This is a genomic window from Bacteroidota bacterium (assembly GCA_018831055.1).
Taxonomy (GTDB): Bacteria; Bacteroidota; Bacteroidia; order Bacteroidales; family B18-G4; genus M55B132.
This window is the reverse complement of sequence record JAHJRE010000035.1, coordinates 1-16087: the sequence shown is the minus strand read 5'-3', so window position 1 is coordinate 16087 and position 16087 is coordinate 1. Positions and strand designations below refer to the sequence as shown.

16 protein-coding genes are annotated in these 16087 nt (G+C 45.4%); 5 read left to right on the top strand and 11 right to left on the bottom strand.

The window, feature by feature from the left end; all coding sequences use genetic code 11:
- Nucleotides 1–110 precede the first annotated feature (110 nt).
- From KKA81_02375 to KKA81_02335, 9 genes are read right to left on the bottom strand one after another with little or no spacing between them, the layout of a single operon-like run.
- Nucleotides 111–1037, bottom strand: coding sequence for a hypothetical protein (locus tag KKA81_02375; protein MBU2649757.1), 927 nt, complete (start codon nucleotides 1035–1037; stop codon nucleotides 111–113).
- 6 nt (nucleotides 1038–1043) lie between these two features.
- On the bottom strand, nucleotides 1044–2867 hold the full coding sequence (locus KKA81_02370) for a non-ribosomal peptide synthetase (GenBank protein MBU2649756.1): 1824 nt from the start codon (nucleotides 2865–2867) through the stop codon (nucleotides 1044–1046).
- Nucleotides 2830–4968 carry a glycosyltransferase gene (locus KKA81_02365; protein ID MBU2649755.1) on the bottom strand — a complete coding sequence of 713 codons (2139 nt, stop codon included), beginning with the start codon at nucleotides 4966–4968 and terminating at the stop codon, nucleotides 2830–2832. Before KKA81_02365 ends, KKA81_02370 begins: the two co-directional genes overlap by 38 nt.
- Nucleotides 4965–5678 carry a sulfotransferase family protein gene (locus KKA81_02360; GenBank protein ID MBU2649754.1) on the bottom strand — a complete coding sequence of 238 codons (714 nt, stop codon included), beginning with the start codon at nucleotides 5676–5678 and terminating at the stop codon, nucleotides 4965–4967. Before KKA81_02360 ends, KKA81_02365 begins: the two co-directional genes overlap by 4 nt.
- Nucleotides 5679–5681: 3 nt before the next feature.
- Nucleotides 5682–6398, bottom strand: coding sequence for a sulfotransferase family protein (locus KKA81_02355; protein ID MBU2649753.1), 717 nt, complete (start codon nucleotides 6396–6398; stop codon nucleotides 5682–5684).
- Nucleotides 6334–7008 (bottom strand): sulfotransferase family 2 domain-containing protein, encoded by a 675-nt coding sequence (locus tag KKA81_02350; protein ID MBU2649752.1) that lies wholly within the window; start codon nucleotides 7006–7008, stop codon nucleotides 6334–6336. Before KKA81_02350 ends, KKA81_02355 begins: the two co-directional genes overlap by 65 nt.
- Before the next feature lie 3 nt (nucleotides 7009–7011).
- On the bottom strand, nucleotides 7012–7821 hold the full coding sequence (locus KKA81_02345; protein MBU2649751.1) for a sulfotransferase domain-containing protein: 810 nt from the start codon (nucleotides 7819–7821) through the stop codon (nucleotides 7012–7014).
- A gap of 6 nt (nucleotides 7822–7827) precedes the next feature.
- Nucleotides 7828–8604: an ATP-binding cassette domain-containing protein gene (locus KKA81_02340; protein ID MBU2649750.1), complete on the bottom strand. Its 777-nt coding sequence runs from the start codon at nucleotides 8602–8604 to the stop codon at nucleotides 7828–7830.
- Nucleotides 8601–9398, bottom strand: a complete 798-nt coding sequence (locus KKA81_02335; protein MBU2649749.1) for an ABC transporter permease — start codon at nucleotides 9396–9398, stop codon at nucleotides 8601–8603. Before KKA81_02335 ends, KKA81_02340 begins: the two co-directional genes overlap by 4 nt.
- A gap of 86 nt (nucleotides 9399–9484) precedes the next feature.
- Between KKA81_02335 and KKA81_02330 the strand changes: the two genes are divergently transcribed.
- The 3 genes from KKA81_02330 (at nucleotide 9485) to KKA81_02320 (ending at nucleotide 12614) form a co-directional block, all read left to right on the top strand.
- Nucleotides 9485–11407 carry a tetratricopeptide repeat protein gene (locus KKA81_02330; GenBank protein ID MBU2649748.1) on the top strand — a complete coding sequence of 641 codons (1923 nt, stop codon included), beginning with the start codon at nucleotides 9485–9487 and terminating at the stop codon, nucleotides 11405–11407.
- Nucleotides 11408–11521: 114 nt separating this feature from the next.
- Entirely contained in the window at nucleotides 11522–12208 is a 687-nt protein-coding gene (locus KKA81_02325; protein MBU2649747.1) for a glycosyltransferase family 2 protein, read from the top strand.
- Nucleotides 12195–12614, top strand: a complete 420-nt coding sequence (locus KKA81_02320; GenBank protein ID MBU2649746.1) for a DUF2304 domain-containing protein — start codon at nucleotides 12195–12197, stop codon at nucleotides 12612–12614. The genes KKA81_02325 and KKA81_02320 overlap by 14 nt, the downstream gene beginning before the upstream one ends.
- On the opposite strand, the gene KKA81_02315 is transcribed toward KKA81_02320, so the two are convergent.
- Both KKA81_02315 and KKA81_02310 read right to left on the bottom strand, forming a co-directional pair.
- Nucleotides 12593–13681 carry a glycosyltransferase family 4 protein gene (locus KKA81_02315; protein ID MBU2649745.1) on the bottom strand — a complete coding sequence of 363 codons (1089 nt, stop codon included), beginning with the start codon at nucleotides 13679–13681 and terminating at the stop codon, nucleotides 12593–12595. The two genes, KKA81_02320 and KKA81_02315, sit on opposite strands and share 22 nt — an antisense overlap.
- Nucleotides 13682–13691: 10 nt before the next feature.
- The gene (locus KKA81_02310) at nucleotides 13692–14801 is read right to left on the bottom strand and encodes a glycosyltransferase family 4 protein (GenBank protein MBU2649744.1); all 1110 of its coding nucleotides are present in this window, start codon (nucleotides 14799–14801) and stop codon (nucleotides 13692–13694) included.
- Between the two features lie 345 nt (nucleotides 14802–15146).
- On the opposite strand from KKA81_02310, the gene KKA81_02305 reads away from it, so the two are divergent.
- Together KKA81_02305 and KKA81_02300 are read left to right on the top strand one after the other, a co-directional pair.
- Nucleotides 15147–15494, top strand: a complete 348-nt coding sequence (locus KKA81_02305) for a hypothetical protein (protein ID MBU2649743.1) — start codon at nucleotides 15147–15149, stop codon at nucleotides 15492–15494.
- A gap of 141 nt (nucleotides 15495–15635) precedes the next feature.
- Nucleotides 15636–16007 carry a GxxExxY protein gene (locus tag KKA81_02300; GenBank protein ID MBU2649742.1) on the top strand — a complete coding sequence of 124 codons (372 nt, stop codon included), beginning with the start codon at nucleotides 15636–15638 and terminating at the stop codon, nucleotides 16005–16007.
- Nucleotides 16008–16087 lie beyond the last annotated feature (80 nt).

The following is a 16087-nucleotide window of genomic DNA, read 5'->3' as shown; positions in this document are numbered from 1 at the left end:
TTTGGGTCAGGAAAGGTTAAACAGAGAGCTGCAGCCTGTAACCTGCAGCCTGTAACCTGCAGCTTGTTACCTGCAGCCTGTAACCTGCAGCTTGTAACCTGTCGCCTTTTTCACCCTTCTTCCCTCACCGACCGCAGATATTTCTCCATAAAACCCCAGTGGATATGCTGGGGTTCTTTTTTCCACCAGTGTTCAAGCCGGGAGGTATATTGTTTCACAATGTATTCGACCCTTTCGGGGTGTGGTAAGGAATCATCACCTTTATCCAGCTCGTTTTCAATGTGGTAAAACAGATTCCCCTGATTATCCGTGGTTATGAAGATGGGTAGTATGCTGGCTTCTGTGCTGAGTCCCAGTTCGGCAAAACTGCCGCGGAATCCTCTGACCCTGCCCAGGAAATTTACCGTGATGCTGCTTTTTCCATGATATCCGTCACCCAGGATGTGGAAAATCCCTCCCTGGTTCAATACCTCCCGGGCTTTGAACATGATCCTGAACAACTCCGCGTTGCTATGGTCTTTGAAAACTATGATGTTGGGTTGCCTCTTACGGCCTAATCCCGAGATTTTCATGGATGTACTTCCCTTACCCCTGATAATGGTGTAAAAATTCTTGTAACCAAGATTGGGAAACACCGACAGTGCGCTTTCTACAAAACCATAATGACTGTTTACCAGGATCACACCTTTACCTTTTTGCACGGCCTGTTCAAAAATTTCCAGTCCTTCGGTATGCAAAACCTTCTTTAGCGAAGAAACGCTCATTCTGGCCAATGCCATCGATTTCCACGGCCGTAGAAAATTGGTTATAAGTACATCGGGAAATATTTTATCCATGGACGGTGATCCCGGCATGTTGGCCACAAATTCTTTCAGGAGCTGGATCCTGTTTCTGAAATGATGCTCCAGCGCGAACTCAGATGAACAAAACTTGTGGATCCAACGGCATCCGGTTTTGTATGGAACCAGCCTGCCTCCATTTTTTGAGTTCATGAATTTTACGGCGCGATGGACATTCTTGCCGGTGATCAGTGTCATCAGGGTTTATTTTAGTTTTTCTACAGTGTTGGCAATAAATTCTATGGTCGGGTTTTCTAATATTCTGTCGATGTTAAGGCGTGTGCCGAATCGCTTCTCGATCTCGTCGAAAGCAACAAAAAGCCTCAGCGAATCAGCCCCCATATCCATGATGTTGGCATTGATGCTTATGGGTTGGACTTCCAGTATCCTTTCGAAGATCTCCCTGAGTTCTTCTTCCAGGGCAGTCCGCGGAGCAACCATTTCCCCTCCGACCCTGGCCTTTTCCCATTCGGGGTCAGGAAGGTCACGACGTTGGGTTTTCCCGATATCGTTTTTTGGGAGCGATTCCATCTCAACAAAGTAGGAGGGAACCATGTATTGCGGAAGCATACGGATCACGGCCAGTTTCAGGTAATTATAATCCGGAGACTTTTTCCCTGCCGGAACAACATAGGCTACAAGGTGTTTGGTCCCAAAGGGATTCTCTTTGACTACCACTGCAGCTTCCTTTACCAGCTTGTCCTGGAGTAATACGTTTTCTATCTCTCCCAGGTCTATCCTGTAGCCACGTAACTTGATCATGGAATCACTCCTTCCGACATGCACGATGCACCCGTCGCTTTGCTTGTAAGCCATATCCCTGGTCCTGAAAATAATCTGTCCGGGCTCGCCCGGACAAGCATGGAAGTCGGTGGCTGTCTGCTCCGGCTGGTTCCAGTAACCCAGGGCAATGTATGGACTTTTAATGGCTATCTCACCGGTTTTGTTCGGGTCCTTCCTCACTCCCTCTTCATCCTGGATGAGCATTTCAACACCCCTTACAGCATAACCAATGGGAACGATGTTACTTTTTATTACCGTTTGTCCGTAGATCTTATATCCCCTGGCATAGTAGGCCTCCGTGCTTGCATATAAATTAAGGATCATAGCCTGCTTTCTGAGGTGCCGGCGTGCTTTTTCCACATCGCTGCGGTATAGTGTCTCACCTCCAACCAGAAGTATCCTGATCTTTTTGAATACCTGGTCTTTTTTCAGTGTAGCCAGGAACTGACGCAGGATGGAAGGGATCATCAGGGTGATGGTGATGTCTTCCGCGTCAAGCCAGGAGGCAAAAACATTGAAGTTCTCCCGCTTCAGATCGAAAAGCGACAAGGTGCAGCCATTCAATAGGGCTGTCAGCACTGGCATCGTATGAGCCGAGAAGGAAATGGAATAGTAAAAGGCAAAGCGGTCGGCAGGTGTCACTTCAATATCTTCCGAAAACCTGTCGATGAAATGTACTATGCTGCGGTGGTTGTGAACCACGCCTTTGGGTTGGCCTGTCGATCCTGATGTGTATATGATCTGACAGTAATCCTGTTCTGAGTGATTTTCGCCGTCGACTTTCCCTTTTTCTTCCTTATCGCCATTATCCATATCCAGGATGGGCTTATCGCCGGCAAGCAACCGGGCCTGGGCAAGGTTGTAATGATCGGTAAGCAAGAGGCTGCAACCGCTGTCGTGGAACATAAACTCATTTCTCTCGGAGGGGAAATAAATATCCAGGGGTACATAACACATTCCTGCCTTGAGTATCCCCAGGATGGCCGTGATCTGATGAAAACCCGGCTGCAGGAACATCCCCACCCTGTGTACACCGGTTGGCAGGTTTTTCAGGATGGTCACCGCCAGATGGTCCGATCTTTCATCCAACTCCGCGTAGGTCAGCGAAGAACCTCCGCAGCGTAATGCTTCCTTATCCGGAAATGCGGCGGCCATGCGAGAAAACCGGCCGTGAACCGTCTGGTCTTCCTCCAGGAAAGGCAGACGCTCAGGCTTGTTTCTCTGTAACTTCAATGATCTTTTCATACCAGGAGAGCGTTTCTTTTGCGGCTTTTCTCCAGGAAAACAGGCTGGAGCGCCGTAAAGCGTTTATTTTCAGTTTATCACGCAGTTCTTTGTTATACAGCAAACTATGCATTTGTTCCATGATACCGGCCGCATCCCCGGGATCGGCCGCTAACCCGCCATCCCCGGCTACTTCCGGCATGGAACTGTTATTGCCATAGATGACCGGTGTCATGCAGGTCATCGCTTCCAGCAAAGGTAAACCGAATCCTTCATAATACGACACATAACACAACGCCAGGGCATCCGAATATAGCGAAGGAAGGTCCTCATCATCGATAAAGCCCGTAAATAGTATTCTCTCGCTTAAAAGTTTATTGTGCAGGAACATCCGGTCGCTTGCCCAGCCTTTCTTTCCTGCTATTACCAGTGAAACGTCGGCATTGGGCTCTTTTTCCATCAATAGGGTGAATGCCCGGATGATGTTTTCCAGGTTTTTCCTTGGTTCTATGGTCGACAGACAAAGAAAATATGGGCGGTGGACAGGTATGCCATATTTTTCCCGCACCCGGGCCGTGTCTTCCGTGTTGATACGGTAATTGAATTTTTCCCTGTCGGCAGCCTCATGAATGATCCTTATCTTTTCTTCAGGAAACCGGCAGTGATTCAGTAAATCGCTTTTGGTCGAGGCAGAAACGGCAATAAGCCATGCGTCTTTCTTTTCCGCGAAACGCAAGCCTTTTTCGGCATTGGAAATATTCACAGGGGTGTGATAGTCGGGGAAGAAACGGTGGGTAAGATCGTGCATGGTCACCAAAATGGGTGGCAGGGCTTTCCTGAAAGGACGGTAATGCTGCATCAGGGGCAGATGGATAAGGTGATAGCCTGAGTATCCTTTGCTGTCCGCTCTTTCCTGGAAAAAGGCTTTTATATTATACAGGAGCTTAAACCCATAGCGGAAAGGCAGGATCAGCACTCCGGTTATGGCAAATATCATTTTTTTCAGGAATTCGTATGCCCGGTGAAAAAACCGTATGTTCCTGCGCTGGAGATACTCTACGAATTTACCGGGTACCAGGGAAACCAGCATCTCTTCAAAACGCTGGAAAAGACTTTTTTTCAATGGTTTTACTCCACCTGCCGCTCCGGTGTCTTTTTTGTTGAAGTCATTCCGTATCAGGTCGCTGAAATCCTTCAGGGGACGGATTGTCCCTTCTGACCAAAGATCTATCTGCCAGCGGTTTTCAGTGTCTTGTGCCAGGGGCAGCATGGCCCTGAGCAAAGCAGCCTGGTATCTCTTAACCCCGTCATTATCGGGTGACAAAAGCTTGCCTGCTTCCATCAGAATATGATACTTTTTTTCTGCCCTGGGAACTTCCTGGCCAAGTTTTATCATCACTTCACGGTCAAAATCGGGATTAAGGGCCTTTGATTTCCCGTCATAACCGTAGCCAAGCATGTCCATGGTGTCTCCGTGATAACTCCAGAACAGGTCGTGGAGCTCCATGGGCATCTCTTCTTTCCAGCCTCCTGCCTTGCCTTTCCTGAAGTTCTTTTGCGACAGTTCCTGCATTTCTTCCTGGCTGATTCCGCGGTTTTTCCCGCTTCCATACTCAGGTGTGCCATGTTTCAGGTCCAGGAAACCGGGGAGCCTATCTTTCCTGGGTTGGGGGAGTTCCATGATGGCCCGCAACCTTTCCGTGCAGCCGATAGGATCGCTGATGAGATCTTCAAAACGGATGATCATGGCAGAACGTGATGTCCATTCCAGTACATTCCGCGACCATCCGCCGAAAAAACTCCCTTTTTCAGCAATGATGGCTGCTTTCAGGTTTTCATAGTAATCCGAACCGGGTGCAATGATGTCTTTCCGGTGATGTGCCATGGAACATAATGCATCCCGCCCGTCCCTGACAAGATAAATGGCAGGTATATCCGTTGAAGAAGGAATAAGCTGCCCCGGCAGAAGATGGGTCTTCACAAAGGGATAACGGTCGTAACCCTCATCGAGGGGATAGCCGGGATCCTGATGATAGGTGCTTGACTCCATCCCGTAAACCTCAAAAAGTATGTTACGCAGAAATGTGTTCCCCGACCTTGGGAATGATGCTATCCAGATCATGGTGCCCCGGCCTCCTTTCTTCGCTTTTTCCTTATCTCAAGCGCAAAATTGTATAACTCATAATCATCGGCATTAAGGGAACGAATTTCTTCCAGGATGCCGGTGTCTACCTCCTCTTTACGGCCTGTAATGTTATGCTGGAAAATCTCGAAATCCTTAATACCAAGGAGTTGGGCAAAGTCCTGCATGTCTTCATTATAATGCTCGTAAATTCCTGTGAAAAAGAATTTTTCGAGGTTGGCGCCTTCAAGGAATTTCGACATGCGGTTGCGGCTTATCTCATTGCGGGCATATTCAATCAGCGATTTCTGCATCTTCGAGAGGATGTTCAGCCCTTTTGATTCTTCCTGCAGTTCCTCCTTCAGCCGTTTTGCCAGATAGAAATAGTTGGAAATGACCCTTTCGGCCGGCTCACGAAGCCAGGTTACCATAGGGGTGCCTTCCTCTATCCGTATCTGTTCCACCAGGTCGCGGTAATAAAAATGCCCGTGGATCACCCTGATGTTCCCCGGAAGCTTCTTTTCCTCAAAGGCTTGGTTTTCAATGTCTATTTTTTTTGTGGTAATATTGATATCCAACCTGACGGCATTTTGTTCCCCATAAACATGCTTCAGGAAATTCCGGAAAGAGGTGCCTGCCGTTTTAGGGATGTGGATGGAGATGAGCTCCAGCTTATTCCTGATTTTAAGATCTTTCCTGAAGAATGTCATAACTTAGGAATTACCGGTCAAATTTCTGCATTTTTCGTATAACTTGCAATCTTTCAGGTTTATCTCCCGTATTTCTTCTTTCATTTCATTGGTAATCTCAGTAAATTGTGTTGGTGAATCAGGGTTAGCGTAATTGTCTGTTCCGGGGTTGATATGATACTGTGGTGCGGTCTCCGGCCATCCTAGTTTTTGGGCAAGGATCTCCAGGTGATCTGTGTAATGCTCCACCAATCCTGTGAAGAAAAGGTTTTCAACCTCAACTCCTTCCAGGATTCGGCTCATGATATTCATTTGCCCTGGTTTGCGTGCAAAATCCATGAGCGTAAGCCTTGTGCGTATATCCGACCTGCTTTTCCAGGGCTTGTTCTGGTTCATGCGAATATTGTAAAAATAGTTAGAGATCACTCTTGCAACCGGATCCCTTAGCCATACGATAACTTTTGAATCATACTCTTCATGGATATGCTGTATTTCCCGGTACATGAAATGTCCGTGCAAGACCTCTGTTCCCGGGGCAAGGAGAGAGGTGTCGAAACGGCCATCCTTCACGTGTTTGTCTCGGTTCCTGGGTATATCCGCCAGGTCGCCGTAAGCCCATTTCAGGGCCTGGTAGAATGAGCGGCCCGCTGTCTTGGGTATGTGAATGGATATGATCTTAATCACGGTATCTTTCCTTCCGGATACTTTTGGCCAGTTCGTATAACTGAACATCACCGGCATTCATTTCACGTATTTGTTCGCGCATCTCCCCGGTGATATCTTTGCGCCGGGTAGGGTAGTCTTCCTCTTCTGTCCCTTCAGGTCCTGTATTGATGCGGGGTTTTATCAGCGGCTTTTTCCAGGAAAGGAGTTCTGTCAGCTGCTCAAGGTCTTGCTCATAGTTTTCCTGGAACCCAATGAAAAATAATTCCTGCAGATGGATACCTCTCAGGTATTTCGACATCTTGTCGGGTATGCTGTCGTGAGCATATTCCATCAGGGTGTAAGCAGCCTTGCGGCGCTGAGGGTGTGTCTCCGGTGCTTCGCGTATGGCCCTCATCAGAAAGAAATAGTTGGATATGACCCTTTCTACAGGATCCCGAAGCCAGGTTACAATCCTGGCATCATACCGGCGATGTATTTCCCTGACATGTTCATAAAACAGATGACCGTGGATCACTGTGACATGCGGTGGTATCGATTCAAGCAGGTTTTTGCTGAAATCCCTTCCTGGAAAATATTCTATGCGCCGGGTTCTGGGATCCAGCTTGTCGCCGTATTCGTTCTTCAGGATTTCATAAAAAGATCTCCCGCCGGTTTTGGCTATATGAATGGAAATCAGTTCAATCATGGTTTACCAATTGGAACGGTCGAAGCTGCCATCGTAAAGATAACCCATTTCTTCCGAAACCTTACCGTGCAGTTTCCAGAACAATTCATGCATCTGTTCAGGCATTTCTTCCTTCCAGCCTCCGATCTTTCCCTTCCTGAAAAACAACTGGTTGAATTCCTGTTTTTCCTCGTCGCTTATCTGCTTGCGGGCCCGGCCTCCAAAGTATGACTTGCCTTCTCTTTGGGATTCGAATGTGGGAATATTTTTCCGGTCGGGAAGGGGAAGATCCAGGATGCCACGTAGTTTTTCCATGGTTTCTAAAGGCTTTTCGACCAGGTCTTCGAAGTGGATCACGGCATGGGCTAAGGGTATCCATTCCATAACGTTGGCCGACCATCCACCGAAATGGCTTCCTTCCCTGGCGAGTATGGCCTGTTCGAGATTTATCAGGAAATCACTCCCAGGTGCGATAATGTCTTTCCTGTGATGGGCGATGGATACAAGAGCATCCCTGCCGTCCCTCATCAGGTAAATGATACGTGCATCCGGGCTGCAAAGAGGTAAAATGTTACCCGGTATCTCATGAGTTTTAACAACCGGAAAAAGGAGTTCATGCCTGAGTTCCTTAAGCCGCTCCGGAGGAGTACCCTCCTGGTTTCTTTGTTTATGCCTTTCCTCTAATACCTCCGCTTTTTCCTGGGCCTGGTTGAATTTTTCAATATTGTTCCAGGAAAAAATATCGTACACATCGAGCAATACATTACGCAGGTATGTATTACCCGATCTCGGGAAAGAAGCCAGCACCACCTCTGGTTTTGTGTAGTTATCCATTTATCCTCACTCTTTGCCTTCGATTTTTAGCTGATCTACTTTCAGGACGGTTTTGTAATGCAGGAAGACCTCTTCCGGGGTTCCTGTGGCAACACATTGTCCCTCGTGCATAAGCAATACCTTGTTCGCATGATCTTTGATGGGAAGCAGGTTGTGGCTAACCAACACGATTGTACGGTTTGCCAGGATGCGCTCGTGGAAGATACGGTCGGATTTTTCCCTGAATTTCTCGTCGCCCACACCGCCAAAAAATTCATCGAGAAGAATGATCTCCGCATTGGTGTAAATGGCTACGGCAAAAGCCAGCCTCGCCCGCATACCCCGGGAGAAATATTTGATCTTGGTATCTACGAACTTTTCCAGTTCAGCAAAGCGGATGATCCTGTTGAATTCCTTTCCTATCTCTTTGAGCGTCAAACCCATGATGGATGCGTTGAGGTATACGTTTTCCCTTGCCGTCATTTCCTGGTTGAAACCCAAACCGAGGGTAAGACGGATGAATTTCCCGTTTATGCTTGCATACCCTCCCTTGTCAGGTTTAAACACTCCCGACATTAGCTGTAACAAAGTGGATTTGCCACTCCCATTAGCACCCACAATTCCAATGAAATCCCCCTTTTTTATTTCGATACTTACGTTTTTAACCGCTTCTATTTTGCGAAGGTTGTCGCCGGTAAAAAATCGCCCGACCTGAGTCATTACGGATCCCGGCTTTTTATCCCGGATGTAAAAGGTCTTAGAGACATTCTCCAGCCTGATGGCTATGTCGCTTCCGTTCGTCATAGTTTCTCCGCAGCTTTATGAAAATACAACCTGAATAGGATAAGTCCTATGGCCAATACAACCAGGGAATACCCGAGATCATAAACAAATAGTCCCCAATCCGGCGGATTACCGTACAATATTCCTTCCCTTGTATTGATGATGATCCCGGCCAGGGGATTGATGTATTTCAGGATGGGGAAGGTATCAAAAATCACCGTCTTGGCGTAAAAAATAGGATTGATCCAGAACCAGGCAAGCAAGATCATGTCCCATATCTGGTTTATGTCTTTCATGTAAATATTGATGATGGAAAGGATAAGAATTATCCCATAAACCAGGATACACAAGGTGATAATCTGCAGAGGGACAAACAAAAGGTTCCCGTTAACCGGAATGTGAAAAAACATGGATACCACGAAATAGACCAGAATGTTGATGATCAGTATCATCAGGCTGCTCAATACCGAGGATGTATAGAGATCAAGCTTGCTGAATTCTATATTTTCGTATAAATACCTTTTGGTTTTCAGGAGACTCAATCCCTTCTTGGTTGATTCCTGGAAAAACATCCACAAAATCAATCCGGAAAAGATATGCAAAGCATAGTTAGGGATTTGCTTATCGAAAATATAGGTAAAGATGTAATAGAAAATTGCCAGTCGGAACAGGGGATTGAGTATGGTCCATATAAAGCCCAAAAAAGTATCGTAATATTTCAGTTTGAAATCGGTTTTAGCCAAAAGCCAAATCCTTTCATACTGATTATTGGAAGGAATCATTTCTAAAAGTCTCTTACCCGGACTGATCGCCATATCCTCATGTTTCGGGGTGTAAATATAGACAAATTGGGTCAGGGCAGCACTGCATTTTTTGTATATTTGAGGCCAATTTCTAAATTATGGGGAAAAAAGGAACTGTACAAACCAAAAGCTTTCTTTCAGGAAAGCAGTTTACCTGGCTGGCTCTTGTTCTGATCGTTGTTGCAGGGCTGGCATTTTATTCAAACAGCTTTAAAGGGGTATTTGTTTTTGATGATCTCGATACCATCATGCACAACAAAACCGTGGTTTTCTTTGATGATTATCAATCATCGTCATTTTGGCTTGATATCAACAATCGCCCATTGTCGTTTCTCACTTTTGCTGTTAATTACAGTATTCATTATTACCAACCCTGGGGATATCACCTGGTGAATCTCATTATACACATCCTGGCTTCCTTTGTGGTTTTCCTGTTGGCCCGCACCCTGTTCACCCGTGTGAATGAAAAACCGGATTGGAATGCAGATGTTATCCGGCGTAATGCCTTGTTTGTGGCTCTGATCTTTTTACTGCACCCGCTTCAGACAATGGGAGTGACCTATGTAGTGCAGCGGATGACTTCACTTGCCGCACTTTTTTATCTGCTAGCTGTATATTTATATATGCAAGGCAGGTTGCTTTATTTCCATGGCAAGGGATCCTATGGAAGGGCAGTGTTTTATATTGTTCTGGCAGTGTTTTCGGGAATACTGGCTATACTGTCTAAACAAAATGCCATTACTTTCCCGCTCGCCTTTATGTTTGCCGAGCTATATTTTATCAGGAACAACGAAGGCAAGCCGGCCAGGAAGCTTCTTATCTCCGCATTTATCGTTTTTGCGGCTACTTTTATTACAGTTATGACCCTGGGACTGATCCCCATGGAGACAACCGATATCTCAAGACCTGACTACCTGCTGACACAGTTTAAGGTCATGCTGAAATACATTCAGTTACTCTTCGTTCCTGCCTGGCAGAATATTGACCATAATATTACGGTTTCATCAGCAATAGGGTTGATGGAAATAGCTGGGATGTTGGTGGTTGCCGGACTGATCGTGGCCGCATGTCTTCTTTTTAAAAAATTCAGGATCATTTCTTTCGGGATTGTTTGGTTCCTGCTTGCTTTAAGCGTGGAATCCAGCATCATCCCTATACGCGATGTGATCATGGAGCACAGGCTTTACCTTCCTCTGTTCGGGTTTGCCTTGATTGTGACGGATGGGCTCTATCGACTGATTGGTAAGTATTCTTCAACCTATTTCAACATTGCCTTTGTTGCGATCCTTTTAATCCTGGGACTGCTTGCATACAACCGTAACAAACTATACCAATCTCCCAGGATGATTTGGGAAGACAGCCTTTCCAAAAATCCCGACAACCCGCGCGGATTGGTTAACCTGGGTGTAGCCTACATTGGCGAAAAGGATTATAAGAGCGCTCTGATTCAATATAATAAAGCGATTCGTATCGACAGTACCTACGATATGGCATATCTCAACCGTGGTATTGCATTATTTGATCTCGGTGGTTATGATTATGCTGTTAAAGACCTCGATAAAGTTCTGGAAAAGCGCAAAAAGCTTGATGTTGCTTTCTTTTTCAGGGGGGTGAGCTATGGTCATCTGAAAAAATATGATCTGGCTTTACAGGACCTTACCCGTACCATTCAACTGAATCCACAGTTCCCGGAAGCGCATAAAAACCGTGGGGTTATCTACGAAATCACCCATAATTACCCTGAAGCGCTGGATGATTTTAACAAAGCCATGGAACTGAATCCTGCTAATGTAAAACTCCTGATCAACCGCAGTAAATCGTATTTCATGATGCGCCAGTTCAGGGAAGCACTTGAGGATATAAAGCAGGCTCAACGCATTGGCCTTGAAGTCGACCAAAACTATATCCGTAATATTGAGGAAAGGCTTGAAAGGGGAGAAGATACCATACAATATTTCAAGATCAGAAATGTGGATGGGGAAGGGCTTGACTTTGAAGGAGATGAAAATGAAAACAAATAAACCGTGGCCTGAAATTTACACTCCGTATTTACAAGTATATCCCTGAATTCATTGAGTGAGAAAAAACATAAGGGGCTTATCATCATCCCGGTTTACAATGAATCGGCGAGCATCATGCGGTTGATTTATGAACTGGCTGAGATATACCCGCATTGGGATATCCTGGTTGTGAATGATGCATCTTCCGATGGATCGGGAGAACTGGCTGAATCAACAGGAAAGGCCATTGTGATTGACCTTCCTTACAACCTTGGCATTGGGGGGTGTGTACAGACCGGCTTTCGCTATGCCAGAAACCATAAATATGATATTGCCCTGCAGTTCGATGGCGACGGACAGCATCGTGTTGAAGAGATTCGTAAGCTCATCAAACCGATCCGGGATGATGAGGCGGATGTAGTTATCGGTTCGCGCTTCAATGTTCGACATAATGGCTATAAAACCCAAACCTTGCGCCGGATTGGGATCAAAATCTTCGAATGGTTGTCGTTTGTCCTTATCCGCCAGAAAATCACCGATCACACCAGCGGCTTTCGCGCGTATAACAGGAAAGCCTTTACTTTCCTGGCAGATCATTACCCGACGGATTTCCCGGAACCTGAAGTTGTGATATTACTCGGAAGAAACGGGTTCCGTATGAAGGAGGTATTTACACAGATGCTGAGAAGGCAGGGTGGCGTTTCTTCCATTACCCTCGCCAGGGGACCCTATTATATGATCAAGGTCATGCTTTCCATGATCATGGCTTCCGTCAGGACCAGAATTATCAACGAAGAATTAGATGGTTATGAAAGAGATTGATACATCCAATGTACAGTTGATCGCGATCGCTACCAGCCTGTTCTTTTTCCTGCTGATCCTGTACCTGATAAAAAAGAAACGCATCAAGGAAGAATACTCGCTTTTATGGATATTCTTTGCTGTTGTGTTTATTATATTTTCCTTCTGGCGCCGCGGACTCGATTATATTGCCGAATTCATCGGTGTGGCCTATCCTCCGGCTGCCCTTTTTATTATCCTTCTTATGGCTGTCTTCCTCATTCTGATTGAATTTTCCATTATCATTTCACGTCTTAGCGATAAAAATAAGGTACTGGCCCAGGAAATAGCATTGCTGCGTCTGGAGATCAAAAAACTCAGAAAGAAAAAGAAAGTGAAAAAACAGGAAGAAAGTGTGGCCGGTGATCAGGATAACAAGGAATCGTAAAGCTTTTTGTAAGAATTTACCGTATCCTGCAGTTCAAATTTTTTCAGGGGAGTTTCCATCCATTTCCCTTCTTCGGCTTGTTCTAAAGCCTTTCCCAATGCACTGGGCGACATGTTTTCCAGGGTGATATGCCTGCCTGATACTACTTCCGGCAGGGCGCCCTTACCTGATGTGATCAACGGAATACCCAACGCGGAGGCTTCTGCAGCCGCGAAACAAAATCCTTCAGAGTAGGAGGGGATCACTATGCAATGAGATTCCAATAGTGCACGTTCCAGGTCATTGTCACTCAGATGATGCATCAATTCAACCTTTCCGGCTATTCCTGCATTATTGATATAACGGATTACTTTGCGGTAGATGGCAGCAGGGCTTTTGGAAAGTATCAACCTGAGCTTTCTGTTCTCTTTCTTCAGGAAATCTTCGGCTGCCGGAAGCAGGATGTCAAGGCCCTTCGAACTGCCCGGCCTGCCGAAAAAAGTGAATATGAATACCTCACCCGGATTGGGCCGTGCGGTAATATTTTTGTTGTAATCCAGCCCGTTGTAAATGGTAGTGATCCTTTCCTGCGAAACCCCGTTTTCCTGCAACCTTCGGGAAGTGAATTGCGAAACACCGACAAACCGATGAAACCGTAATCTCAGGATGAACTGCTCATAAAGAGAGTAAAGTATTCTTCCTGGCAAACTTAAATAAGGCAGCCTGAACCATAATTTACCCCATACTTCATGAAAAGTGATCACACAGGGTTTGCGGTGCAGCAAAGCTGCCATCCTGGCCGGAAAGGCGGCATTGTACGATGTTGTATGAATAATATCTGATCTCCCGGCATCACGGTGCAGGAAAAAGAATCCGAAAAAGGTAAACAGGAAACGGTTGTGGATCGGTAACCTGCGGACTTCCATTCCCCGGTATGTTTCTTTCAGGGGAAGCCCTTTTTGAAACCTTGTTGTGATGACCTTTACCTCATTGCCTTGCTGCACAAGAGATTCGCCCAGGCTTGCAAATAGTTTTTCTATGCCTCCAATGTTGGGATAAAACAGTTCCAGGACAAACAGGATCTTCATCGTGGTAAATTTAGGCAAGTTTGTCCATTTCCCGGTCAAAAGTCCGGGCATATATTTCCCAGGAAAACAATCCGGCCCGTTCAAGGGCTTTATCCGATAATTCCAATCTTTTTTGGGGATTTTCCAGGAGGTATTCCATGGTCTCCGCCCATTGGTTTGCTTGATGAGGATCGCATACCAAAGCTGCGTCTCCTCCCGTTTCAGGTAGACAAGACGAAGCGGATACAATGCATGGGGTTCCGCATGCCATGGCTTCCGTTAATGGCATTCCAAATCCCTCATAAAGGGAAGGCATCAAAAGTGCCGTTGCGTGTGTATAAAGCGCCGGCAGGTCTTCCTGGGCTACATAACCCGTCAGCTTGATCTGCTGCCGGTTTGGATGCGATTGTAATTTCCGGAAAAAGCTCTCAGACTTCCAGCCTTTTTGTCCGCAGATAAGCCAATACGGTAGTGTTGTCCCGGGTGATGATTCACACAGCATGGCAAAGGCATCCAGCAACATATCAAGGTTTTTCCTGGGTTCTATGGTTCCGACGCTGATGAAATAGGGGGCATGTATTCCATACTTTAACGGGATTTCCGGATTGCGGACAGGCATATAGGCAGGGTGGGTACCCGGATAGATAAAGTTGGTTTTATCCTGAGTGAAAGGAAATCGCTGTTGTATGTCGGCCATGGTATAGGCTGAGTTGGCAATAACCAGTTTTGCTTTCCGAAGAATGCTCTTTAAAAATATCCTTTGCAGCGTTTGGCTGTGCCAGCGATGATACTGAGGAAACAACAAAGGGGTAAGATCATGGATAACCGTCACCCTGCGAATTTGCTCCGGAAGATTGAAAGGACCAAAGTGCGCAGGTTCCACCACCACATCCATTTTCCAGCGGGAAAGAAGATACGGTAGAGCTATGAACATCCTGAAAGCCTTGTATCCCGGGATGTTTGAGTAGTTATTAACAATTATTTCGGGAATGCTTCCAATAGCGGGCGCTTTTATTGGCCTGACAACGAAATATTCGTGTTTGCTGTTAATCGTTCCCAGCCCTTTCACCATTCCCAATGTATAATGGTGTATGCCTGCACTTTGATTATCAATAGGATCCGCCAGTATAGCTATGCGCATAGAAAAATAATTCAATAAACGAAGATAATGAATTATTCCTGCAAACCCCTAACCATATAACCACGACTTACGTTCCCGATTTTCATCCCCTATTTTCATCGGGACAAGCGGGGCAAGCCCTATAACCACGACTTACGTTCCCGATTTTCATCCCCGATTTTCATCCCCGATTTTCATCGGGATAAGCGGGACAAGCGGGGCAAGCCCTATAACCCTATATCCACATTCCTTCATTCACAATTAACAATATATAGTTAATATGTTAATGAAAAAACTATTGACATTCGTATGACTTTTATGTAATTATGTTGTAAGTTATTGAAAAAGCGTAGGCAAACATAAGCGATGAAATTTTTCAGACAATCATTCACGGGCTACGTGGTCAGGTATACATCCCGAAAGCCAATAGGGGATGAAGGTTCCGAATATGCGGGGCGAAAATACCTTCTGCGCCGGCTCAATGCAGTTTACCGGAGAAGATTAGCCGTAAGCGGCTCTTCCTATGAAGCCCTCATTGATGTTAAAAGAGGGGATCCGGTTTTGGTGAACGGCACTCCTTATGAGGTTGTTCAGGTTGGCAAGCTGACTTTCACTGCAAGAAAACTGGGTGATAGTGCGGTTGAAAATATTTTTCACAGGATAAACGGGATTTGCTTAGATGACAATGAATTCAGAGCTGTGAAAGTTTCCTGAAGCGCTTCGAATAGAAGACATTTTTTTTATAGCTCTTTTTTAACCCAAGCTATGTAATATTTCTCTGTATCCCTTTTGCATAACTTGGGTTTATATAATTGAAAGGTAATAGGATATGTAAATCTTGTGAACTAAATCATTATGGAAATAAATCACTTGACAAAGACAATAATTGGTTGTGCCCTGGAAGTTCACAAGGCTCTTGGCCCGGGTTTATTGGAGTCAGCATATGAGGAATGTCTGTCATATGAATTGATAAATGCAGGATTAAGGATAGAAAGACAGAGGGCAGTACCGGTAATTTATAAAGAAATTATGCTTGATTGTGGGTATAGAATTGATATTTTAGTTGAAAATAGTGTAGTTATTGAATTGAAAACTGTTGAAGTATTTAATCCGGTTCATGAAGCACAAATATTAACTTATATGAAATTTGCGTCAATGAGAATCGGGCTTTTAATCAATTTCAATGTTACTTTACTGAAGAATGGTATAAGAAGATTTATTTTATAATTTCTGTATTTTCCTTTATATTTTTTGTTACACAGAGATGTCCTCTCCGTGGTTCTCTGTGACTTCTCAGTGGTTCTCTG